17 protein-coding genes and 1 pseudogene are annotated in these 21,522 nt (G+C 62.5%); 2 read left to right on the forward strand and 16 right to left on the reverse strand.

From position 1 onward, the window contains the following. From P0D96_RS43700 to P0D96_RS43755, 12 genes and pseudogenes are all read right to left on the reverse strand, one after another. Positions 1 to 4,394: beta strand repeat-containing protein (locus P0D96_RS43700; protein WP_408320223.1), on the reverse strand; the 4,394-nt coding region annotated here is incomplete at its 3' end. Between the two features lie 639 nt (positions 4,395 to 5,033). Continuing rightward, positions 5,034 to 5,227, reverse strand: a pseudogene (locus P0D96_RS43705) (gamma-glutamyl-phosphate reductase); the annotation flags it as partial. A gap of 58 nt (positions 5,228 to 5,285) precedes the next feature. Next, positions 5,286 to 5,735, reverse strand: coding sequence for a hypothetical protein (locus tag P0D96_RS43710; RefSeq protein WP_408320225.1), 450 nt, complete (start codon positions 5,733 to 5,735; stop codon positions 5,286 to 5,288). A 427-nt stretch (positions 5,736 to 6,162) separates the two neighbouring features. Continuing rightward, positions 6,163 to 6,579: a CopD family protein gene (locus P0D96_RS43715; protein ID WP_168795207.1), complete on the reverse strand. Its 417-nt coding sequence runs from the start codon at positions 6,577 to 6,579 to the stop codon at positions 6,163 to 6,165. 15 nt (positions 6,580 to 6,594) lie between these two features. After that, a complete protein-coding gene (locus P0D96_RS43720) occupies positions 6,595 to 7,866 on the reverse strand; it encodes a glutamate-5-semialdehyde dehydrogenase (RefSeq protein ID WP_408320227.1) in 1,272 nt (423 codons plus the stop codon). A gap of 221 nt (positions 7,867 to 8,087) precedes the next feature. Beyond that, positions 8,088 to 9,206, reverse strand: coding sequence for a DNA polymerase III subunit delta (gene holA, locus P0D96_RS43725; protein ID WP_408320229.1), 1,119 nt, complete (start codon positions 9,204 to 9,206; stop codon positions 8,088 to 8,090). A 63-nt stretch (positions 9,207 to 9,269) separates the two neighbouring features. After that, positions 9,270 to 9,821, reverse strand: a complete 552-nt coding sequence (locus tag P0D96_RS43730; RefSeq protein WP_132373075.1) for an LPS-assembly lipoprotein LptE — start codon at positions 9,819 to 9,821, stop codon at positions 9,270 to 9,272. A gap of 91 nt (positions 9,822 to 9,912) precedes the next feature. Next, positions 9,913 to 12,504 carry a leucine--tRNA ligase gene (leuS, locus tag P0D96_RS43735; protein WP_408293846.1) on the reverse strand — a complete coding sequence of 864 codons (2,592 nt, stop codon included), beginning with the start codon at positions 12,502 to 12,504 and terminating at the stop codon, positions 9,913 to 9,915. Between the two features lie 238 nt (positions 12,505 to 12,742). Then, positions 12,743 to 13,186: an ExbD/TolR family protein gene (locus P0D96_RS43740; protein ID WP_408320232.1), complete on the reverse strand. Its 444-nt coding sequence runs from the start codon at positions 13,184 to 13,186 to the stop codon at positions 12,743 to 12,745. Positions 13,187 to 13,214: 28 nt separating this feature from the next. Continuing rightward, entirely contained in the window at positions 13,215 to 13,931 is a 717-nt protein-coding gene (locus P0D96_RS43745; protein ID WP_408320234.1) for a MotA/TolQ/ExbB proton channel family protein, read from the reverse strand. Between the two features lie 77 nt (positions 13,932 to 14,008). Next, positions 14,009 to 14,806: a 4-hydroxy-tetrahydrodipicolinate reductase gene (gene dapB, locus P0D96_RS43750; RefSeq protein WP_408182862.1), complete on the reverse strand. Its 798-nt coding sequence runs from the start codon at positions 14,804 to 14,806 to the stop codon at positions 14,009 to 14,011. 165 nt (positions 14,807 to 14,971) lie between these two features. Then, positions 14,972 to 15,802, reverse strand: a complete 831-nt coding sequence (locus P0D96_RS43755) for an outer membrane protein assembly factor BamE (protein ID WP_132376807.1) — start codon at positions 15,800 to 15,802, stop codon at positions 14,972 to 14,974. 158 nt (positions 15,803 to 15,960) lie between these two features. Between P0D96_RS43755 and fur the strand changes: the two genes are divergently transcribed. After that, on the forward strand, positions 15,961 to 16,389 hold the full coding sequence (fur, locus tag P0D96_RS43760) for a ferric iron uptake transcriptional regulator (protein WP_012434340.1): 429 nt from the start codon (positions 15,961 to 15,963) through the stop codon (positions 16,387 to 16,389). A gap of 119 nt (positions 16,390 to 16,508) precedes the next feature. On the opposite strand, the gene P0D96_RS43765 is transcribed toward fur, so the two are convergent. The 3 genes from P0D96_RS43765 to P0D96_RS43775 form a co-directional block, all read right to left on the reverse strand. After that, positions 16,509 to 17,021, reverse strand: a complete 513-nt coding sequence (locus tag P0D96_RS43765) for an ureidoglycolate lyase (protein WP_408182860.1) — start codon at positions 17,019 to 17,021, stop codon at positions 16,509 to 16,511. Positions 17,022 to 17,032: 11 nt separating this feature from the next. Continuing rightward, a complete protein-coding gene (gene alc / locus P0D96_RS43770) occupies positions 17,033 to 18,043 on the reverse strand; it encodes an allantoicase (RefSeq protein ID WP_408320237.1) in 1,011 nt (336 codons plus the stop codon). A 115-nt stretch (positions 18,044 to 18,158) separates the two neighbouring features. Then, positions 18,159 to 19,481, reverse strand: a complete 1,323-nt coding sequence (locus P0D96_RS43775) for a C4-dicarboxylate transporter DctA (RefSeq protein WP_342960638.1) — start codon at positions 19,479 to 19,481, stop codon at positions 18,159 to 18,161. A 228-nt stretch (positions 19,482 to 19,709) separates the two neighbouring features. On the opposite strand from P0D96_RS43775, the gene P0D96_RS43780 reads away from it, so the two are divergent. Beyond that, complete coding sequence (locus P0D96_RS43780; protein WP_408320239.1) at positions 19,710 to 20,402, forward strand: FadR/GntR family transcriptional regulator; 693 nt, start codon at positions 19,710 to 19,712, stop codon at positions 20,400 to 20,402. Positions 20,403 to 20,480: 78 nt separating this feature from the next. Here P0D96_RS43780 and gap read toward each other — a convergent pair whose 3' ends face one another. Then, positions 20,481 to 21,491, reverse strand: coding sequence for a type I glyceraldehyde-3-phosphate dehydrogenase (gap, locus tag P0D96_RS43785; protein WP_408182856.1), 1,011 nt, complete (start codon positions 21,489 to 21,491; stop codon positions 20,481 to 20,483). Positions 21,492 to 21,522: the final 31 nt, after the last annotated feature.

A 21,522-nucleotide genomic window follows, 5' to 3' on the forward strand; every position in this document is an offset into this window, starting at 1 on the left:
ATGTCCGTGCCGTCACCGTTCTTCGAATCACCCGAGACGTTGGTCGTGCCGTTATCGGTGGTGTTGATCGAACCGTTCGGATCGACGGTCACGCCCGACCCGTTGGTCGAGTTGCCGCTGATATCGGTCGTCCCGTTACCGCTGGTGTTCACCGAGCCGTTGATGTCCGTGCCGTCACCGTTGGTCGAATTGCCCGAGATGTTTGTCGTGCCATTGTCCGTCGTGTTGATCGAACCGTTCGGATCAACGATCACACCCGAGCCATTGGTCGAGTTACGGTCGATGTTGGTCGAACCATTACCGCTCGTGTTGATCGAGCCGTTGTCCACCACACCCGAACCGTTGGCCGAATCACCAGAGATGTTGGTCGTGCCGTTATCGGTGGTGTTGATCGAACCATTCGGATCGACGATCACACCCGTGCCGTTGGTCGAGTTGCCGTCGATGTTGGTCGAACCGTTCCCGCTCGTGTTGATCGAGCCGTTGATGTCCGTGCCGTCACCGTTGGTCGAATCACCGGAGATGTTCGTCGTGCCGTTGTCCGTCGTGTTGATCGAACCATTCGGATCGACGATCACACCCGACCCGTTGGTCGAGTTGCCGCTGATATCGGTCGAACCGTTCCCGCTCGTGTTGATCGAGCCGTTGTCCACCACACCCGAACCGTTGGCCGAATTGCCCGAGATGTTGGTCGTGCCGTTATCCGTCGTGTTGACCGAACCATTCGGATCGACGATCACGCCCGTACCATTGGTCGAGTTGCCGCTGATATCGGTCGAACCGTTCCCGCTCGTGTTGACCGAGCCGTTGATGTCCGTGCCGTTACCGTTGGTCGAATCACCGGAGATGTTGGTCGTGCCATTGTCCGTCGTGTTGACCGAACCGTTCGGATCGACGATCACACCCGACCCGTTGGTCGAGTTGCCGTCGATGTTGGTCGAACCATTACCGCTCGTGTTGATCGAGCCGTTGATGTCCGTGCCGTTACCGTTGGTCGAATCACCGGAGATGTTGGTCGTGCCGTTATCCGTCGTGTTGACCGAACCATTCGGATCGACGATCACACCCGTGCCATTGGTCGAGTTGCCGCTGATATCGGTCGTGCCGTTACCCGACGTGTTGATCGAGCCGTTGTCCACCACACCCGAACCGTTCGTCGAATCACCGGAGATGTTGGTCGCGCCATTGTCCGTCGTGTTGACCGAACCGTTCGGATCGACGATCACGCCCGAACCGTTGGTCGAGTTGCCGCTGATATTCGCCGTGCCGTTATCCATCACGTTCACATCACCGTCGATTACCACGCCGTTACCGTTCGTCGAGTCACCCGAGATATCGGCCGCACCGTTACCCGAGATATTGATCGAGCCATTCTGGTCGACGCCCGCACCATTGGCCGACGTACCCGAGATATTGCTCGTTCCGTTGTCCATGACGTTGATCACGCCATTCTGGTCGACACCATCCCCATTGGTCGAGTTACCTGTAATGTCCGACGAACCATTGCCCGACACATTGATCGTGCCGTTCTGGACCACGCCCGCGCCATTGGCGGAGCCACCATTGATCGTGCTCGTACCGTTCTGCGTGACGTTGATCACGCCGTTCTGGTCGACACCGTCACGGCTGCTCGAGTTACCCGTGATGGCCGACGAACCATTGCCCGACACATTGATCGTGCCGTTCTGCGCGACACCTGTGCCGTTGGTCGATATACCCGTGATACTCGCAACGCCGTCGCCCGAAACATTCATCTTTCCCGGTTGCGCCACGCCCGTCCCGTTGACTGACGTACCGGCGAATGTAAGCGTGCCGTTTTCTGTGACACTGTTGTTGCCGTTCAGATTAAGGCCGATCCCCTGATTGGACGATCCATCAATGATCGCCGTGCCGTGCCCCGATACGTTGATCGAACCTGACGTTTCCTCGAAGCCGTTATAGGCGTCGGAAAAACCGTGAATCGTAAGTGTTGCATTGTCTCCGACGTTCAGCGGAAGACGCACGCCCACGCCAATGGCTCCCGCCCCGTTCGTAGCACCGGTGATATCGAGTGTTGAGTTGCCAGACAGGTCATATGCGCCCTGGAACCACGCAGCATGCATCGTGTCGCTTGTGCCACTGATCGTGACGTGTGCGTTATCGGTAACTGTTCGGGTTCCTGCCATCGAACGGAATCCGAAGCTGTTCTGGCTCGTTCCCGAGAAGTTGACCGTGGCATTGTTGCGGATGTTCCATGAACCCAGGTCATAGACCGCGGCACCACCGATAGAAGTACCCTTGACGTTGAGAGCCGCATTTCCGACAACGCTGTTGTTACCGTAAAAATCGACAGCGTCGGCGGTAGTGGACTTGCCCAGCAGGTTCGCATTGGCACTGTCCTGAACAATCAGACTGGTGCCGCTGTTCTGGATGACACCATGTCCACCGGTCGCGCTGCTTCCGCTCACATTGAACTGCGCTGCCTGCCTCACGGCGACGTTGCCGTACAACTGGACACCATCGCCAGCATTCGACGTACCGGTAATCGCCAGCTTGCCGTTGCCGATCTCCGTGAAGTTACCGGCGAGTGTCACACCCGCGCCCGCGTTCGATGCACCCGTGATTGAACCACCGCCGATGTTCGACTGGTTGCCGTACAGGGTAACCGCGTTACCTGCGACAGACGCACCCGCGCCACTCGTCGTATTGCCAATAATGGTCAGGCTACCGCCGTTCAGGTCGATGGTTGTGTTGGCGTTCTGCTGTACCGAACCATTGGCCGCCCCCATGGCTGCCGTCAGGTTCAGGTTCAGCAAGTTCGACGTCGACGTGATATTACCGCCCAGCGTGATGCTGCCGTTGGCCGCCAGCGTCAGGTTCGCGGCGCCGCCTCCCGTCTTCGTGATGTCCGCGCCCGCCTGCTGCACGATGTTGCCCGTCGCCGTGCCTGCGCTCGCCGTCGTGATCGTCACGTCCGTGCCCGCGGTCAGCGCGTTGCTGATCGTCGCGTTCTTCACCGTCGCTGTGTTGCCCGTGCCGCTAAATCCGCCCGTCACGTTGCCCGTATAGCCCGCGTCCCCGCCCGTGCTGATCGTCACGTCCGTCGGGTCGATCAGCCACTGGCCGGCCTTGCCTTCCGCTGCCGCTGCCGCTGCGCTCACTGCGCCTTCCACGTCGAGGTTGTGACCCGACGTTTCGACGAAGCCACCATTGCCATGCGCCGAGTCCGCCTTGATCGTCGCGCCCGCATCCACCTGCGTGTAGTTCGCGAAGTTCACGCCGTCCTGCAGCATCGTTTGCGCCTGCGTGCCCGCGAGCTGATGCAGGCTGTCGCCGCCCATGATCACCTTGCCGCCAGCCGCATCGCCGCTCACGTCCACGCTACCGTTACCCAGCACGCCCACGCGGTCGCCCGACAGCACCACCGTGCCGCCCACGCCGCCCGGCTGCGTGTTCGACGCATCGATCCTGCCCGTCACCACGACGTCGCCCGTGTTGCCCGCGTCGGCCACCACCGTGCCGGCGCGCGTCACGCCCGACAGGTTCACCACCGTATTGAGCAGCGTGTCCTTGCCGCGTGCCGTCAGCAGCACGCTGCCGTTGTCGGCCTTGATCGTGCCGCTGTTTTCCACCAGTGCATTGGCGGTTGCATTCGTCAGCGTCAGCTGGATGCCCTGACCGTTGGCCAGCGCAACCGTCGCGCTATCGCCTGCGGCAAGTGCCACCTGGCCGCCCTTCGCCGTCGTGATCGTGCCCGTGTTACGCGCCTGGTCGCCCATCAGCACCACGAAGCCCTGCGCCTGGATCTGGCCGTCGTTCACCACGCTTGCGTTCTTGCCCGTCGAGCCCAGTTGCAGCGGACCACCCGCCATGAACTGGTTCGTGTCGACCGACTTCGTCGTCGCCAGCAGCGAACCGACGTTCACCACTGCGCCCTTGCTGAAAAGCACGCCGTTCGCGTTCTGGATCAGCACTTGACCGTTGGCCAGCAACGAATCTTGAATGTTCGACGCCACGCCGCCCACCACGCGGTTCAAAGCCTGTGCCTGTGCGTTCGGCTGATTGAACTGGACCGTGTTGTCCTTCGCCACGTTGAACGAGTTCCAGTCGATCACGGTACGCTGCGTACCCTGATTGATGGTCATCGTGGTCGGATTGGTCTGCGAGATGCTCGCCTGACCCGATATCACCTGGCCATTGGTCGGCAGCGACTGCGCCTGGCTCAGGGACGGTTGGAATACCATCAGCGCCAGTGCCGTGGTGGTCATTGTCGAAATGACGCCCAGTTCGCGGCCGGTTACGCCGGCTGCAGAGCTTTCGCCGGCCTGTTTGCCTTGGCTCGCCACATTTTCTGCAACAGCGACCAGCATGCCGAGACGTTTGCTAAATACCCGGCGAAATCGATTCTTGTTCATGAATACTCACAGTAAAAATTAAAAACACGACAACCACGTTTGCGACCCGACATCGAGCGAAGCGTGGCTAGGGCCGTCGTGCTTTGCTAATGTTCGATTTGCAGAATATGAGACGAGAGAAGCAGACGAAATCAGACAAGGACTAAAACGCCTCAGAGACGCGCGGGCATTTCAGACAAAGGAGACGAGAGATTTGAGGGCAGATTGTTTGTGCAACTGTCACGGCGACAGCGCTGTCGGCAGTCGAGAGATGAAGAGCTGTAGACGTCCGTTACGCAAGACGCGCGGACAATAGGAATGTGCTGAACTGTAGGCCGCGAAATGGCAGCGTTGACACTTGCTAAGCAGCGGACATTTGTGGCGAAACTATTGCGCCATGCTTCGGAAAAGTCTTAATCGAAGCAGCGATAAATCGCGCCTTAAATTGAGCATCGGTGTGCGGGATGCAATCAGGAACTCAAGTCAAACCGGCGAATCTGCGTTGAGCGCCCAAACGCAGTGACGCAATGCACGCCGCGCATTCCTGCCATCCGGCGAGCGACGTCACATTAGCCGATCCGGATTCAGATAAATAGATGCGGACTCGCCTGACCAGGAGTGACCAGCGGGTTGCAAAGGATGAGCCGCCCGCTACGGGCAGCGCGTCACGATCGCGTCGACGAATTGAGTCATCGTGATCAGATTTTCTGACGGCCGCACGATCTGGTGCGGCCACCAGTTGCATAGGCGTTTTGCGGCAGGCCAGTCGCTTACCACCCTTCACCAATCAACTTAGCAAGCGCCGTGCTGCAGTCGAGCATTGTTGAGCCGCCGCGCAGGAGCGTCGCGTTGCCGACTTCAGCGCGGCGTGGAAACGTGCTGAAACGTGCTGAAACGTGTTTGCAGTCCGTCTCAGTGTGCAGTCGCAGCAACGGCTACATCGGCCGCACGCCGTGCCGACTTACGCGTCGCGGTCACGCTTCGTGCAACGCTCGCATCGTCCTTCTTGGTTTCCTTCCCCGCTTTCGCAAGAAGTTTCGCCGCAGCACTTGCCGTAATTCGGCGATGAGCGATGCCACGCGCATCGAGCGCAATCACCTGGTACAGTTCGCGGTCGCATTCCACTTCTCGCTCATACTCCTCGCATGTCTCGACCAGCAACTCGAGTAGCACTTGCCGGCTACGCCGTTCGTGATTCGTCAATGCAGGATTCCTATATATCGAGGTCGCAAGTGTAGCCAGTCTGTTGAGTTGAGTCAGTTGCCGTTCGCACGAACCGAATGCCGACAGAGCGAGTTTTTCATACTGCAAGGCATCGACTGGCGGGCGTGAGGTAGGTTGATTTTTGATGGACTTGCTCATGGTGCGATCTCCCTAAGACTTACTTGGATCGCCCGACACTCGCTTGCAAGGAGGGTGAGCGGGCACGTAGCGGGTTAGCAGACCGGGCCAAAAACAAACCGGCGAGCCTTTCGGCTCCCCACCACGGCCCGCCCATTGAAATAAGGCGTGCAGAGGCAGACGCACGCCCCGCCTAGGCGGGTGTGCGGTTTTTGGCGCAGGCTGCTAAACCTGACCACCGGTTGATGCCGGTGGTTCGGAAATTATAAATCAGGCCGCACGCGCATTGGCCGTCCCAATATAGCCGAACAACCGGGCTAGCCATTCGGCCTAAGACCACGCGTCGCACTCGCACCAATAATAAAAAAGGGCGGTTTGCCGAATCCAGCAAACCGCCCTTTCCACAATTCAAAGCTCGCATCCGAAGAACCCAAACACCGCCCGCGTCCTAAAACGGCTTGATCACCACCAACGCCACCGCCGCCAACATCCCTAACACCGGCAGCTCATTAAACATCCGATACCACTTATCCGACCGCCGATTCTCCCCGCGCTCGAAGGTCCGCAGCAGCACGCCGCAATAAGCGTGATAGATGATCAGCAGCACCACCACGCCAACCTTCGCGTGAATCCACCCCTGTCCGCGCCCGATGCCGATCACCAGCCACAACCACAACCCGCACGCCAGCGCCGGCACCGCGATGAACGTCATGAAGCGAAACAGCTTGCGCGCCATCGTCAGGAGACGCGCCGTCGCCGCGGGTTCCGTTTCCATCGCCAGATTGACGAAGATGCGCGGCAAATAGAACAGGCCGGCGAACCATGAAGCAATCAGAACGATGTGAAACGTCTTTACCCAAAGCATCAGCGGTCCTCTCGTTTATTGCCGGCCTTCACCGTGGCCCAGCACGACGTACTTGAGCGACGTCAGCCCTTCCAGACCCACCGGCCCGCGCGCGTGCAGCTTGTCATTCGAAATGCCGATTTCCGCGCCGAGGCCGAATTCGAAACCATCCGCGAAACGCGTCGATGCGTTGACCATCACGCTCGCCGAATCCACTTCGCGCAGGAAGCGCATGGCGCGATCGTGGTCTTCCGTGACGATCGCGTCGGTGTGCTGCGAACTGTACGTGTTGATGTGGTCGATCGCCGCATCGAGGCCGTCGACCACTTTGATCGCCAGCACCGGCGCGAGGTATTCGGTGCGCCAGTCTTCTTCGGTGGCATCGACGAGCGGTCCCACACCCGCATCCGCCAGCACAGCGCGCGCCGCCGCGTCCACTCGCAACTCGACGTTCTTGTCGCGGTACAGCTTGCCCAACGGCGGCAACACTTCGGCCGCTATGCCTCGCGCGACCAGCAGCGTTTCCATCGTGTTGCAGGTGCCGTAGCGGTGCGTCTTGGCGTTGTCGCAGACAGTCAGCGCCTTGGCCAGATCCGCGCGGTCGTCCACGTAGACGTGGCAAATGCCGTCGAGGTGCTTGATCATCGGCACGCGCGCTTCGTTCATCAGGCGCTCGATCAGGCTCTTGCCGCCGCGCGGCACGATCACGTCGACGAATTCGGTCATCGTGATCAGCTTGCCGACAGCCGCACGGTCCGAAGTGGCCACCACTTGCACGGCATCTTGCGGCAAACCGGCCGCTTCCAGCCCTTCACCGATCAGCTTCGCCAACGCCGTATTGCATTCGAGCGCTTCCGAACCGCCGCGCAGAATCGTCGCGTTGCCCGACTTCAGGCACAGCGCGGCGGCGTCGATCGTCACGTTCGGACGCGATTCGTAGATGATGCCGATCACGCCCAGCGGCACGCGCATCTGGCCGACCTGAATGCCGCTCGGCCGGTACTTCAGATTGCTGATCTCGCCGATCGGATCGGCCAGCGCAGCGACTTGCCGCAAACCTTCGACCATCGTCTTCAGCGCTTTATCCGACAGCGTCAAACGATCGATGAACGCGGCATCGTGACCCTTCTCGCGAGCCCGCGCGACGTCGCGCGCGTTGGCTTCTTTCAGCAGCGCGGCATCGCGTTCGATTGCCTGCGCAACGGCCGCGAGCGCGGAATTTTTCGCCGCCGTCGACGCCCGTGCCATCGCCCGCGAAGCTTGGCGGGCGCGGCGGCCGAGGTCGGTCATGTACTGGTCGATATCCATGGTGATTCTCGTGGTGCCGCGCACGTCGACGTGCGGCGGACAGGCAGAATTGGCGAAAGATGAAGCGATTGTAAGTCGGGTGAAGGCGCTTTGCTTGCGGCGCCGGCCGATGCAATCCAAGTAGCCTAGGCCGTCACATGCCGGACGTCGCACGCTTGAGCGCTACTCGAAGCGCTAGCGGCAGCGGCTAGGCGCTCGCCCGGCAGGCTTGCCGTCGTGGCTCAGGCCGGCCTTCGAGCAGACGCCGCTGCCGCGCTTCGAGGTCGTGGCGGCGGCACCGGCGCCGTTTTCGGCGAAGCCACCGTCATGGCCAACTCGAACAGGCCATCCCACGGATCGGGCGGCGGATCGTTGCGATGATTGCCGGGCGTGCCGCCCGACAAACCCTTCACCTGACGATCGAGCCGCGCCGCCAGCGCCAGCGCTTTTTCCAGCGCGCCTTCGCTCACGCGCGACAACGCCGGTCCAATCAGCCGCTCGCGCGGCCCCCACACGCGGTTTTCGCGCACCAGCATCGCCAGCGGCTTGCCGGCCGCGACACCGCGCTTGATCCGCAGCAGCGTGCGCACTTCTTCGACCACGGCCCACAGCACCAGCACCGCAGCCTCGCCTTCGCCGCGCAGTCCGTCGAGCATGCGCGACAAGCGGCCGACGTCGCCGGCCAGCATCGCTTCGTTCAGCTTGAAAACGTCGTAACGCGCGACGTTGAGCACAGCGTCCTGAACCTGTTCGAAGCTGAGCGGCCCAGACGGATACAGCAAGCCGAGCTTCTGAATTTCCTGATGCGCGGCGAGCAGGTTGCCTTCCACGCGCTCGGCGATGAACGCCAGCGCGCGCCGCCCTTCTTCGCCGGCGGCGACTCGCTGGCCCTGCGCGGCGAGCCGTTGGCCGACCCAATTCGGCAACTGCGCGCGCTCGACCGGATCGATCTTCAACGCGACGCCCGCGTCGGACAAAGCCGTGAACCACGCCGACTTCTGCGTGGCCGCGTCGAGCCGCGGCAGCGTGATCATGGTGAGCACGTCGTCATTGACGGCAGCAGCGAGCGCTTTCAGCGCGTCCGCGCCTTCCTTGCCGGGCTTGCCTGACGGAATACGCAACTCGACCAGTTGACGGTCGCCGAACAGCGACATCGACTGGCTCGCGCCCAGCAGCGAACTCCAGTCGAACCCGCGCTCGACCGTGAACACCGAGCGGTCGGTGAAGCCGGCCGCGCGCGCCGCGGCGCGAATGCGGTCGCATGCTTCCTGCGCGAGCAGGTGCTCGTCGCCGTACACGACGTACAGTCCGGCGAGTCCCTTGGCGAGATGCGCTTCGAGCGCGTCAAGTCGCAGTTGCATGGCTACCGATCGGCGAGGTTGAACAGGTGCGGCACATTGAACAAAGTGAACGGAATACGACGCTCACAGCGGCGGCGGCGGCAACGGCGCGCGCGGCGCAACCGACGGCACTTCCTGGCCCGGCGCCGGATGCATCGAGCGCACGACGCCCAGACGGCGCGTGAGCTGGTCGATCGCGTCGTTTTCCATATCGGCGAAGAGAATCTCGCTTTCGGCTGATTTCGCTTGCGAGAACTGGTCGCTATAGGTCATCGCGCGGTTCAACGCGATCACGCTCGGCGGAATCAGCAGCGTGCCGTCCTTGGCGATCAGCGAATAGTTCATGTTGAGATTCAATTGATACTCTTCGACTTGGCCCAGCGAGTTCAGCGTCAGCGTGCTGGTGCCGCGGCCTTCCGTGATCTGCAACGTGGCGTCGGCATTCGCGACCGAAGTGACCACGACCGTGTCGCTGCCGCCTTGCACGATACGCGTCAAGCGCGCGGCCGCCGCCGGCGAACCGCCGGCGATAAAGAGGCGTTTGAATGCGTAGTCCTGCTGGCCGCGCAGCTGGAAGCCGCAGGCGGACAACATCAGCACGCTGCAAGCCAGCGTCAAAAACGATCTGCGAGTCACATTGGCTCCTGGTTCGCAGTAGATTCCCCAGCACGGACAAGCGCCGCCGCGCGCGGCGGCGTCCTGCCTGCTGTCATGTCTTCGTCGAAACTCACACGACCACGTTCACGAGGCGGCCCGGCACCACGACGATCTTCTTCGGCGCCTTGCCTTCGCTGAACTTCGCGACCATCTCGTGCGCGGCGGCGAGCTGCTCGATCGCTTCACGCGAGGCGTCTTTCGCCACCGTGAGCGCGCCGCGCACCTTGCCGTTCACCTGCAGCACGAGTTCGATCTCGGACTGCTCCAGCGCCTTCTCGTCGACCTTCGGCCACGGCGCGTCGAGCAGCGAGCCGAGTTCGTCGGCGTAACCGAGTTCCTGCCACAGCTGGAACGTGAGGTGCGGCACGACCGGATACAGCACGCGCAGCATCACGCTATACGTTTCGCGCAGCACGGCCGGGCGGGCGCCCTTCGCGCTGTCGAGCGCGTTGAGCATCTTCATGGCGGCCGACACCACCGTGTTGTACTGCAAACGCTGGTAATCGAAGTCGGCCTGCTTCAGCACGCTGTAGATCTCGCGGCGCAGCGCCTTTTCGACGTCGTTGAGTTGAGCGGCGTCGAACGTGCCGCCCTGGCGTAACGCAGCTTCGTTCGTCTGACTGAAGTTCCACACGCGGCGCAGGAAGCGGCTCGCGCCTTCCACACCCGAGCCGGACCATTCGAGCGACTGCTCGGGCGGCGCGGCGAACATCACGAACAGACGCGCGGTGTCCGCGCCGTGCTGATCGATCAGCAATTGCGGATCGACGCCGTTGTTCTTCGACTTCGACATTTTCTCGACGCCGCCGAGCACCACCGGCTGGCCGTCCGCATTCAGGAGGGCGCCGACCGGGCGGCCCTTGTCGTCGAACGAAACGGTCACGTCGGCCGGGTTGTACCAGGTCTTCTTGCCCGCTTCGTTTTCACGGTAGTAGGTTTCGTTGAGCACCATGCCCTGCGTCAGCAGATTTTTGGCCGGCTCGCCGAACTTGACCAGACCGAGATCGCGCATCACCTTCGCCCAGAAGCGCGAGTACAAGAGGTGCAGAATCGCGTGCTCGATGCCGCCGATGTACTGGTCCATCGGCGCCCAGTAGTCGGTGCGCTCGTCGACCATGGTCTTCGCATCCGGCGACGCGTAGCGGTAGAAGTACCACGACGAATCGACGAAGGTGTCCATGGTGTCGGTTTCGCGCTTGGCGGCGCCGCCGCAGGTCGGGCAGGTGCAGTTCACGAACGCTTCCGACTTGGCGAGCGGATTGCCCGTGCCGTCCGGCACGAGGTCTTCCGGCAGCACCACCGGCAGATCTTTTTCCGGCACCGGCACGTCGCCGCACGTCGGGCAATGGATGATCGGAATCGGCGTGCCCCAATAGCGCTGACGCGACACGCCCCAGTCACGCAGACGCCACGTGATCTGCTTGTCGCCGAGACCGAGTTCCTTCAAATCCGCGGCGATCTGGTCGACCGCTGCCTCATAGCCGAGGCCGTCGTACTTGCCGCTGTTGATCAGCGTGCCCGTTTTGTCGCCATACCATTCTTGCCAGGCGTCGGTCGAGTATTCCTTGCCTTGAACGGCGACCACCTGCTTGATCGGCAGATCGTATTTCTTCACGAAGGCGAAGTCGCGCTCGTCGTGCGCCGGCACGCCCATCACGGCGCCTTCGCCGTAGCTCATCAGCACATAGTTGCCGATCCACACTTCGACCTGTTCCTGCGTCAGCGGATGCGTGACGTAGAAGCCGGTGGCCATGCCCTTCTTTTCCATGGTCGCGACGTCGGCTTCAGCAACGCCGCCGCGCTTGCATTCCTCGATGAAAGCCTGCAACTCCGGCTTGTCTTTCGCGAGGCGCGTGGCGAGCGGATGCTCAGCGGCGATCGCGCAGAAGGTGACGCCCATGATCGTGTCGGCGCGCGTGGTGAACACGCGCAGCAGCTTCTGTTCGCCGTCGATCTCGTACGGGAAGCCGAAGTTCACGCCGAAACTCTTGCCGATCCAGTTCTGCTGCATGATCTTGACGCGCTCGGGCCAGCCGAGGCCTTCGAGGTCGTTCAGCAGTTCGTCCGCGTACTGCGTGATGCGCATGTAGTACATCGGGATTTCGCGCTTTTCGACCAGCGCGCCCGAACGCCAGCCACGGCCGTCGATCACCTGCTCGTTGGCGAGCACGGTCTGATCGACCGGATCCCAGTTGACGGTGCCGGTTTTCTTGTACGCGATGCCCTTTTCCAGCATCTTCAGGAACAGCCACTGGTTCCACTTGTAGTAGTCCGGGCTGCAGGTGGCGACTTCACGCGACCAGTCGATCGCGAGGCCCATCGACTGCATCTGCTTCTTCATGTAAGCGATGTTGTCGTAGGTCCACTTGGCCGGCGGCACGTTGTTGGCCATCGCGGCGTTTTCCGCCGGCATGCCGAACGCGTCCCAACCCATCGGCATCAGCACGTTGTAGCCGTTCATCCGCAGATAGCGGTACATCACGTCGTTGATCGTGTAGTTGCGCACGTGACCCATGTGCAGCTTGCCCGACGGGTACGGCAGCATCGAGACGCAATAGAACTTGGGCTTGTCGGTGACTTCCGTCGACTTGTACGCGTCGATGGCGCGCCATTGCCCTTGCGCGGCGGATTCGACGTCGGAGGGAACGTATTTTTCGTGCATGGTGTGATGGGATCGCTGGGTCGGTGCTTTCGCACCGGCCGCTTTGGTGCTCTGCTGGATGAAATGGCGTCGTTTCCCCTTCGGCGGGGGAAAGGGCTGATTATACCGTCCGCGGACGGGTACGCCGCGCGGCGTGCCGCATGGGTTTGACCGCGTCGCGCGGGAGCGAGCCCGCGGGTTCGCAGTCCCGGCGAGATGGCGTGTCGAACTGGCCCCCTCGCGGACCGCGGCAACGGCGCTATGGCGCCTTTGGAGTTGCGGCTGCCGGCGGCGGCGGGTCCGTCACGAAACCGATCCGCTCGAGCCCGCTCTGCTGCGCCGCGCCCATGACCTGCGCGATCACCTCGTAGCGCGTGGAGCGCTCGGCGCGTAGCTGGATCTCCGGCTGGTCGCTCTGCTTGCCCGCTTGCGCGAAGCGCGCGCGCATCTGCTCGAGCGTGATCACACTGCCGTCCCAGTACAGCTCGCCGGCGGCGTCGATGGAAAGGGAAATGGTTTGCGGCGTCTGGCGCGCGGGCGCGGCCGCGACTCTCGGCAAATCGAGCCGGATCGCGTGCGTGAATAAAGGCGCGGTAATGATAAAAATCACCAGCAGCACCAGCATCACGTCGATCAGCGGCGTCATGTTGATTTCGGCCATGGGCGCGGCCGTCTGCTTTTTCTCGAGTCCGCCGAATGCCATATCGCCTCCTTCTGTCCGAGCGGCGCGCTTAGTGAGTCGAGGCCTGCTGAGCCCGCGCCGGCGCCTGCATGTGACCCTGCTCCGCCGGCGCGCAGACGTAGGCGTGCAGGTCGTGCGCGAAGCCGTCGAGGTCTTCCGTCAACTGCCGCACCATCCGCCCGAGCACGTTGTAGGCAAGCACGGCCGGAATCGCGACTACGAGGCCGAATGCGGTCATGATGAGCGCCTCGCCGACCGGCCCGGCGACGTTTTCAATCTGCGCCTGACCGCTCGCCGCAATGCTGCCGAGCGCGTGATAGATGCCCCACACGGTGCCGAGCAGGCCGACGAATGGCGCCGTGCTGCCCACCGAGGCCAGAAGCACCTGACCGAATTCGAGCCGTCGCTGCGACGCGTTGAGCGCCTGACGCAGCGCCCGCAACACCCGCTCGCCGCGTTCGACGCGCGCGAGCAGCGCGCCCGGAATATCCACTTCAGACGCATGCAGCGCCGCTTCCGCCAGCGGCGTGAAGACGCGCTCGCGGTCCGCGCGCTTTAACGCCGCGACGCCTTCGGCCAGCGTGGGCGCCTGCCAGAACTGGGCAAGCGCGCGCGTGGCCTGACGTTTGGCGCGCGTGAGGATCCAGCTTTTGACGATCAGAAAGCACCAGCTCGCAATCGACATGGCCAGCAGCACGTACGCGACGCCATGCGTGATCGCATCGCTGGTTTGCAGGTAATGGATGATGCCGCTGCTGCCTGCCATCTGACCTCGCCGTGGAGTAGTGATTTCAGGGGCGCGAACACGTGGAGCGATGCCCCTTCGGTTCGCTCAGGACGAGCTCAACGCAGACCGAGCACGTCCTGCATGTCGAAGAAGCCAGTTGCGTGCCCTTCGAGGAAACGCACAGCACGAAGCGCGCCTTGCGCGTACGACAGACGGCTCGCCGATTTGTGCGTGATTTCGATGCGCTCGCCGATGCCCGCGAACAGCACCGTATGGTCCCCGACGATATCGCCGCCGCGAATCGCCGAAAAACCGATCGTGGACGGGTCGCGCTCGCCGGTCACGCCTTCGCGGCTGTACACCGCGCAGTCGTCGAGATTGCGGCCGAGCGCATTGGCGATCACTTCGCCCATGGTCAACGCCGTGCCGGACGGCGCGTCGACCTTGTGACGATGATGCGCCTCGATGATTTCGATGTCGTAGCCGGTCGCGAAATGCTTGGCCGCGAATTCGAGCAGCTTCAGCGTGACGTTCACGCCCACGCTCATGTTCGACGAGAACATGATGGCGATCTTGTCCGCCGCGGCGCGCAGTTGCGCCTTCTGCTCGTTGTCGAAGCCGGTCGTGCCGATCACCATTTTAACGTTGTGACGCTGCGCCGCTTCGAGATGCATCAGCGTGCCTTCGGGGCGCGTGAAATCGATCAGGTAGTCCGATTCGGCGAACACGCGCTCGACGTCGTCGGTCAGCACGACGCCCGTCTGTTTGCCCAGAAACGCGCCGGCGTCCTGTCCGAGTTGCGGGGAGCCCGCGCGGTCGAGCGCGCCGGACAGCGTGGCGCCGGAATCGTTAAGGACTGTTTCGATGAGCATGCGGCCCATACGGCCCGATGCGCCAGCAATGGCAATTTTCATGGCTACGAGGGTTCGAAAGGCAAAACCCGGCAAAGGCGGGTAAAAGCGGCGGCGGGCAGCACACCCAGGCGCCGCGCATGACTGAAAAAACGAAGAACCGGACGGACGCTTTGCACGGTGCGGTTGCCCGCGCGCAGCGACCGTCTTAAGACACGGACAGCGCGATTAGCCGCCCGTTCCCGAAGCCGGAGAAGAGGTCAGCGGCGCGTTGTGCGCCGGGCTGCTGTTGCTGCTCTGCGGGCCCGTCGGTCCAACCGGATTGCTGTTGTCCGTACCCGGATTCTGCGGCGGCGGCGGACGGTGGAACTGGAACTGCGGCTGACCCGCGGCCGTCGGGCCTTGCTGCGGGATGCCGCCGCCGTTGGCGGTCGGCGCGCTCGGCACGCTCGGACGCGCATTGGGCGACAACTGCACTGCATTGGTCGCACGATTGGCGGCTTGCGCGGCTTCCGCGTTGGCGTCCGTGGACGGGACACCCGCTGCGGCAGCGCCGGCCACGGACGGCGAAAGCACGGTGTCCGGCGTGGTCGGCACGGCTGCAGCCGCCGGCGCGCTCGCGCCGCTGGCACCGCTCGCCACGGCCGCTGCCGCCTTCTTCTTGCCCGACTTGTCGCCGTCGATTTCAGCCAGCAACTCGAGGTTGGACGGCAGATCGTCGCCGCCCGACCAGCTGGCGACGCGGTCGCCCGCGAATATGACCACGAAGTCGCGCTGCTGCACGACGTTAGTCGAGCCGCGCTTGAAATAGAACACGTAGTCCCAGCGATCGGCGTGGAACATGTCGGTCAGGAGCGGCGTGCCGAGCAGTTGCTTGACCTGCGCGCGGGACAAGCCGACCTGCATCTGTGCTGCCGCTTCTTTCGAGACGAAATTGCCTTGCACCACTGTAATCCGGTACGGCGTGATGCTTTGGGCAACACGCTGCGTCAGGCTGTCGTAAGTGGAACATCCGGCAAGAACCGCGACAGTCGCAACAGCGATCAAGGTACCCCGCATGCGGCTCCCCCGGTAGATCAATTGAGATTTTGAAATCATTTCACTCACCGTGCGGGCCCGCTGACGAGCCGCGCGAGTTTCATTCCATCGAAGATGACCAGAACGGCAAAAACACATTACTATGAGAGCCCAGCATTGTACTCTAGGGATCCCTTGTCATGACCAATCCAACCGATCTCAAGAATATCGGGCTCAAGGCGACCCTTCCGCGCCTCAAAATCCTTGAGATTTTTCAGCACAGCCCGGTGCGCCACCTGACGGCCGAAGACGTGTACCGCAACCTGCTGCACGAAGAACTCGATATCGGTCTTGCAACCGTGTATCGCGTGCTGACGCAATTCGAGCAGGCGGGTCTGCTCTCGCGCAGCAATTTCGAGTCGGGTAAGGCGGTGTTCGAACTGAACGAAGGGTCACACCACGACCACCTCGTGTGCCTCGATTGCGGGCTCGTCGAAGAATTTTTCGACTCCGAAATCGAGAGCCGCCAGCAGTCCATCGCGAAAGAACGCGGCTTCAAGCTGCAAGAACACGCTTTGGCGCTGTACGGCGCCTGCACGAAGGAGAATTGCCCGCATCGCAAGCATTGATGCGGTGCCGGCCGCGCTGGGGTGCGCGGTCAGGTGGCCAAAAAAAGACCCGGCCGATGCGAATCGGCCGGGTCTTTTTTCGTCTGCGGCGTTGCTTTTTTGCGGGAACCGTTACGACCCTATTCCACCAGCTCGGCGCTGGCTTCGAACGTCAGCCGCCACGGCTCCGCCAATGACAATTCGTCGCAATTAGGCTGCTCGCCGCCACGATCGACCACCACGAAATCGCTCACCCGATCGAGCGCGAGCAACGGGTGGTGCCAGACGCCTTTCGCGTAGTTCACGCCCTGCCACGCGTCGGTCCAGAAGGCGCGCATCTGCGCCGGATCGAACTCGCCAGCCGGCGCGACGACCACCAGATAGCGGCCGGCGGTTAAGGGAATGAAAGCCTGGCTGCCGAGCGGATGCCGCTCCATCATCGTGATCTCGACCGGCAGCGCGCGCGGCTGCGCGCGAAACAGGTTGATCAGCGGCCGGCCGCCGTTCTCCGTCACATCGACACTGGCCAGGTCGTGATAGCGCTCGGTCGTGCCGCCGTTGATGGCGAAATGACGCGCGCCGTCCAGCTCGATGACGTCGCCGAACGGCGCGAAAGCCGCGCGCGTGAGCCGTTCCATCTGCAATGTCTTCATCGACGACTCCGTTATGCGATTTCGCCCCACAGGCGCAGGCGCGACACGCCGCCGTCCGGAAAGATATTGAAACGAACATGCGTGACCGGGCCGAGCGACGCGAGGTCATCCGCGAAGGTGTGGACGTGGTCCATCTGCAGTTTCTGTTCGCCGAGCAGCACCGGCCAGAACATCGCCTGCGTGACGAGCGAATCGTCCGTGCCGCCCGTCACCGATGCCGCTTGCAGCGAGCAGCGGTCCGGGAAGTTGCCCTTGAAGTGCGCCGTATCCACTTCGATCTTGCGGATCACGCCCGGCCGAGCCAACGCGACGATCGCCCAATCGTTGCCCGGCTCGCGACGGCGCCGGGTTTCCCAGCCGTCGCCCATGTTGACGCCGCGGCCGGGCATCAGCATCTGCGAAGCCGGCCCGAAGTGCTGGTTGTTCGCCGCGACCAGATAGGCGCCGTTTTCGATCGCCGCCAGATCCAGCAGCGTGCCGCGCTCCATGCGCTCCCAATCGCGCTTCGGCTGGCCGTACGCGCGCAAACGCGCGAGGCCGCCGTCCGGGTACAGATTCACACGCAGATGGGTGAACGCGCGCGCGTCGTTCACGTCGACGTAGTGGTGCTGATTGCCCTGCAGCGTGGTGGCCGGTACGAGCGTTTGCCAGTCGGCGCTATCGGGCGGCACTTCGCCATCCACGTAGCAGGCGTCGATCGACGCCGCCGGCGGGAAGTTGCCGGTGAAGTGGCTCGTGTCCAGATCCACGCCGTGCACGACGCCCGGATGCGCGAGGCGGATCACGCAGGAGTCGTGGCCGGTGGTGCGCTTGCGGCGGGTTTCCCAGCCGTCCATCCACTTGCCGTGGTCGTCGTATTTGCCGGGGATGAACACCGCCGGCTGCGGCTCCAGCATGCGTTCTTTCGGCGCGAAGAATTCGTCGCTGGCAAAGAGCGCCTTCGCGCCCAGGCGCGGGTCGGCGAGATTCATGTAGCGACGGGTGAAAGCGGGAGCGTTGGGGTCGAGGATCGGATTGGCCATAGTCTCTAGTCTCGGTCAGGCAGCGAAAAAGTGAAGGAGGGCCGGCGTTCTTGGAATCTGCCGGCGCTGGAAGCGCGCTGCATTGGCGCGCGGATCTGGATACGGTTTCTCAGGTTCAGACGGCGTGAGCGTGTTCGCCGGCGGCAGGCTCGGCGTCGTCACCGGCCGGCACGAAGCGCAACGCTGCATCGCGGTTCAGTACGCGGTGGGCGCGCGCCCGGTCGATATCGTTTTCCCACACGGCGACCACCACCGTCGCCACGCAGTTGCCGATCAGGTTGGTCAGCGCGCGGGCAATGCCGACGAACCAGTCGACCGGCAGGATCAGCACGAGGCCGAGCACGGGGATCGCCGGAATCGCGGACAGCGTGGCGGCCAGAATCACGATGGCCGAGCCGGGAATGCCGTGCGCGCCCTTCGACGTCACCAGCGACACCAGCACCACCACGATCAGGTCATGCATGGACAGCGGCGTGTTGGTGGCCTGCGCGATGAAGATAACCGCGAGAGTGAGATAGATGGAGAACCCGTCGAGATTGAACGAATAGCCAGTCGGAATGACGAGGCCGACGGTCGAATCTTTGACGCCCATCCATTCGAGCTTGCGCATGATCTGCGGCAGCACGGCGTCCGATGAAGCGGTGCCGAGCACGATCGACAGTTCTTCGCGCAGATAGCGAATCAGCTTGAAGATGCTGAAGCCGGCCAGACGCATGACGACGCCCAGCACGACGGCCACGAACACGAAGCAGCTCACGTAGAACACGAGCACCAGCATGCCGAGCTGCTTGAGCGATTCGACGCCGTACGTGCCGGTGGTAAACGCGATCGCCCCGAGCACGCCGAGCGGCGCGAGCTTGATGATGAAACCCATCACGCGGAAAAACACTTGCGAGAGTTCGTCGATCAGGTTGCTCACCCGCTGCGCCTTATTGCCGAGCAGCGACAGCGCCGAGCCGAACAGCACCGAAAACACGAGAATCTGCAGGATGTCGCCGGTGGCGAACGCATTGATCGCCGTGTCGGGGATGATCTTCAGCAGAAAGCCGGCGGTGTCCTTGAGGCTCTTTGCATGCTCGGTGTAGGTCGAGAGCGAGGCGGGATCCAGCGAGTGCAGATCGATGTTCATGCCGACACCGGGGCGCGTGACGTACGCCAGGATCGCGCCGATCACGAGCGCGATCGTCGTCATAACCTCGAAGTAGATCACGGCCTTCAGGCCGACCCGCCCCACTTTGCGCAAGTCGCCGGCATGCGCCATGCCACTGACCACCACACAAAAGACGATGGGCCCGATCACCATCTTGATCAGCTTGAGAAAGCCGTCGCCGAGCGGGCGTAGCGATTGGGCGAAATGCGGGAAGACGGCACCGATTACGATGCCCGCCACCAGCGCTATGACGACCCGGCCAAACAGCGAATTGAAAAATTTCAACACGGCTTCCTCCTGGTTGCGATTCACATCTGTTCAGACTGGTCCGACCAGTACTGTTATCTCGAATAGTAGGAAGCCGATATACTGACGTCAAGGATTCATAGAACAGTGTTTACCCGCTGTTTTTCAAGCGGTTTCGGGTCGGATCGGCAGCGGCGAGCGGCAAGCCGTACGAGCGTTCAGACCGCGTATTACAATGCTGGTCAGACCGCGCTTTCAAGTGAGCCAACGATGAAAAACGTGCCGCATACCGTTACCGATGCCGCCATCGCGACCATCCGCGAACGGATCGAAGCGGGCGCCTATCCCGTGGGCAGTTTGCTGCCGGCCCAGCGTCAACTCTCCGAAGAACTCGCGATCAGCCGGGCGTCGTTGCGCGAAGCGCTCTCCACGCTCGAGGCGCTCGGTCTGCTGGTGATCAGGCCCGGCAAGGGTGTGTACGTGGAAAGCGCGCAGGCCTCGGCCGCGCAAGCGTGGCGCTTCGCGGAGCAGTCGTCGCTGCCGGACACCTATCAGATGCGCTTCGCGCTGGAAGGTTTTATCGCGCGCATGGCGGCGCTGGCGGTCAGCGATTCCGACCTTGCCTGGTTCGAAGAGAACATCACAGCCATGCAAACGGCGCTCGCCTGCGACGAACTCGACGAAGCCGCTCGCCTCGACTTCGACTTTCACATGCGGATCGTCAACATTGCCGGCAACGCGGCGATCGAGTCGATTCTGAGCAGCAGCGCGGAGATCATGAAGGAAAGCCAGCGCATGCCGTTCTATCGGCGCGAACTGGTGCTGTCCACCTACAACGAGCATCGCGTGATTCTGGACGCGCTCAAGGCGCGCGATTCCGCCGCGGCCGGCAAAGCCATCGAGACGCATATCTCGAACGCCGCGCAGCGCGCCGGCGTCTATTTCCCGACGCCGCACGCGTAAAAAAAGCCGCTCCGAAGAGCGGCTTTTTTAATCCTGCCGCCGACTCGAAGCCGGCATTGCAGGTCAAGGCACGAAGACTTACTTCGCGTTGGCGAGCGCCACAGCCGTGTCCAGCATGCGGTTCGAGAAGCCCCACTCGTTGTCGTACCAGCTCGACACCTTCACCAGACGGCCCGACACCTTGGTCAGCGTGGCGTCGAACGTCGACGAAGCCGGGTTGTGGTTGAAGTCGATCGACACCAGCGGTGCGTCGTTGTAGCCGAGGATGCCCTTCAGCGAACCTTCCGACGCTTCCTTCATGATCGCGTTGACTTCTTCGACCGTCGTGTCGCGTGCAGCGATGAACGACAGGTCGACGACCGACACGTTGATCGTCGGAACGCGAATCGCGTAGCCGTCCAGCTTGCCGTTCAGTTCCGGCAGCACCAGACCGACCGCCGAAGCCGCGCCGGTCTTGGTCGGGATCTGGCTGTGCGTGGCCGAGCGCGCGCGGCGCAGGTCTTCGTGGTACACGTCCGTCAGAACCTGGTCGTTCGTGTACGCGTGGATCGTGGTCATCAGACCGTTCACCAGACCGATTTTGTCGTTCAGCGGCTTGACGAGCGGCGCGAGGCAGTTCGTCGTGCACGATGCGTTCGATATCACCGTGTCCGAGGCCTTCAGCACGTTGTGGTTCACGCCGTAGACGATCGTGGCGTCGACGTCTTTACCGCCCGGCGCCGAGATGATCACCTTCTTCGCGCCGCCCTTGATGTGCGCGCTGGCCTTTTCCTTGGTCGTGAAAAAGCCCGTGCATTCCAGCACGACGTCGACGTTCAGCTCGCCCCACGGCAGTTCAGCCGGGTTGCGGTTGGCCAGCACGCGGATCTTGTCGCCGTTGACAACCAGGTAGTCGCCGTCCACCGACACTTCGCCCGGGAATTTGCCGTGCGCCGTGTCGTATTGCGTCAGGTGAGCGTTCGTCTTGGCATCGCCAAGATCGTTGATGGCGACGATTTCGATATCGTGCTTCTTGCCGTTTTCATAGAAGGCGCGCAGCGTGTTGCGGCCGATCCGGCCGTAGCCGTTGATTGCGACGCGAATCGTCATGGTCTATCTCCTGAGGGCTGAAAAAATACGT

The organism is Paraburkholderia sp. RL17-347-BIC-D (assembly GCF_046027915.1).
GTDB lineage: Bacteria > Pseudomonadota > Gammaproteobacteria > Burkholderiales > Burkholderiaceae > Paraburkholderia.

Coding starts and splice junctions, on each gene's coding strand:
- P0D96_RS43740 (WP_408320232.1), bottom strand. CDS start 13,186: ATGGCATTCGGCGGACTCGAGAAAAAGCAGACGGCCGCGCCCATGGCC.
- dapB (WP_408182862.1), bottom strand. CDS start 14,806: ATGAAAATTGCCATTGCTGGCGCATCGGGCCGTATGGGCCGCATGCTC.
- fur (WP_012434340.1), top strand. CDS start 15,961: ATGACCAATCCAACCGATCTCAAGAATATCGGGCTCAAGGCGACCCTT.
- P0D96_RS43715 (WP_168795207.1), bottom strand. CDS start 6,579: ATGCTTTGGGTAAAGACGTTTCACATCGTTCTGATTGCTTCATGGTTC.
- alc (WP_408320237.1), bottom strand. CDS start 18,043: ATGGCCAATCCGATCCTCGACCCCAACGCTCCCGCTTTCACCCGTCGC.
- P0D96_RS43720 (WP_408320227.1), bottom strand. CDS start 7,866: ATGGATATCGACCAGTACATGACCGACCTCGGCCGCCGCGCCCGCCAA.
- P0D96_RS43755 (WP_132376807.1), bottom strand. CDS start 15,802: ATGCGGGGTACCTTGATCGCTGTTGCGACTGTCGCGGTTCTTGCCGGA.
- holA (WP_408320229.1), bottom strand. CDS start 9,206: ATGCAACTGCGACTTGACGCGCTCGAAGCGCATCTCGCCAAGGGACTC.
- leuS (WP_408293846.1), bottom strand. CDS start 12,504: ATGCACGAAAAATACGTTCCCTCCGACGTCGAATCCGCCGCGCAAGGG.
- P0D96_RS43710 (WP_408320225.1), bottom strand. CDS start 5,735: ATGAGCAAGTCCATCAAAAATCAACCTACCTCACGCCCGCCAGTCGAT.
- P0D96_RS43780 (WP_408320239.1), top strand. CDS start 19,710: ATGAAAAACGTGCCGCATACCGTTACCGATGCCGCCATCGCGACCATC.
- P0D96_RS43765 (WP_408182860.1), bottom strand. CDS start 17,021: ATGAAGACATTGCAGATGGAACGGCTCACGCGCGCGGCTTTCGCGCCG.
- gap (WP_408182856.1), bottom strand. CDS start 21,491: ATGACGATTCGCGTCGCAATCAACGGCTACGGCCGGATCGGCCGCAAC.
- P0D96_RS43745 (WP_408320234.1), bottom strand. CDS start 13,931: ATGGCAGGCAGCAGCGGCATCATCCATTACCTGCAAACCAGCGATGCG.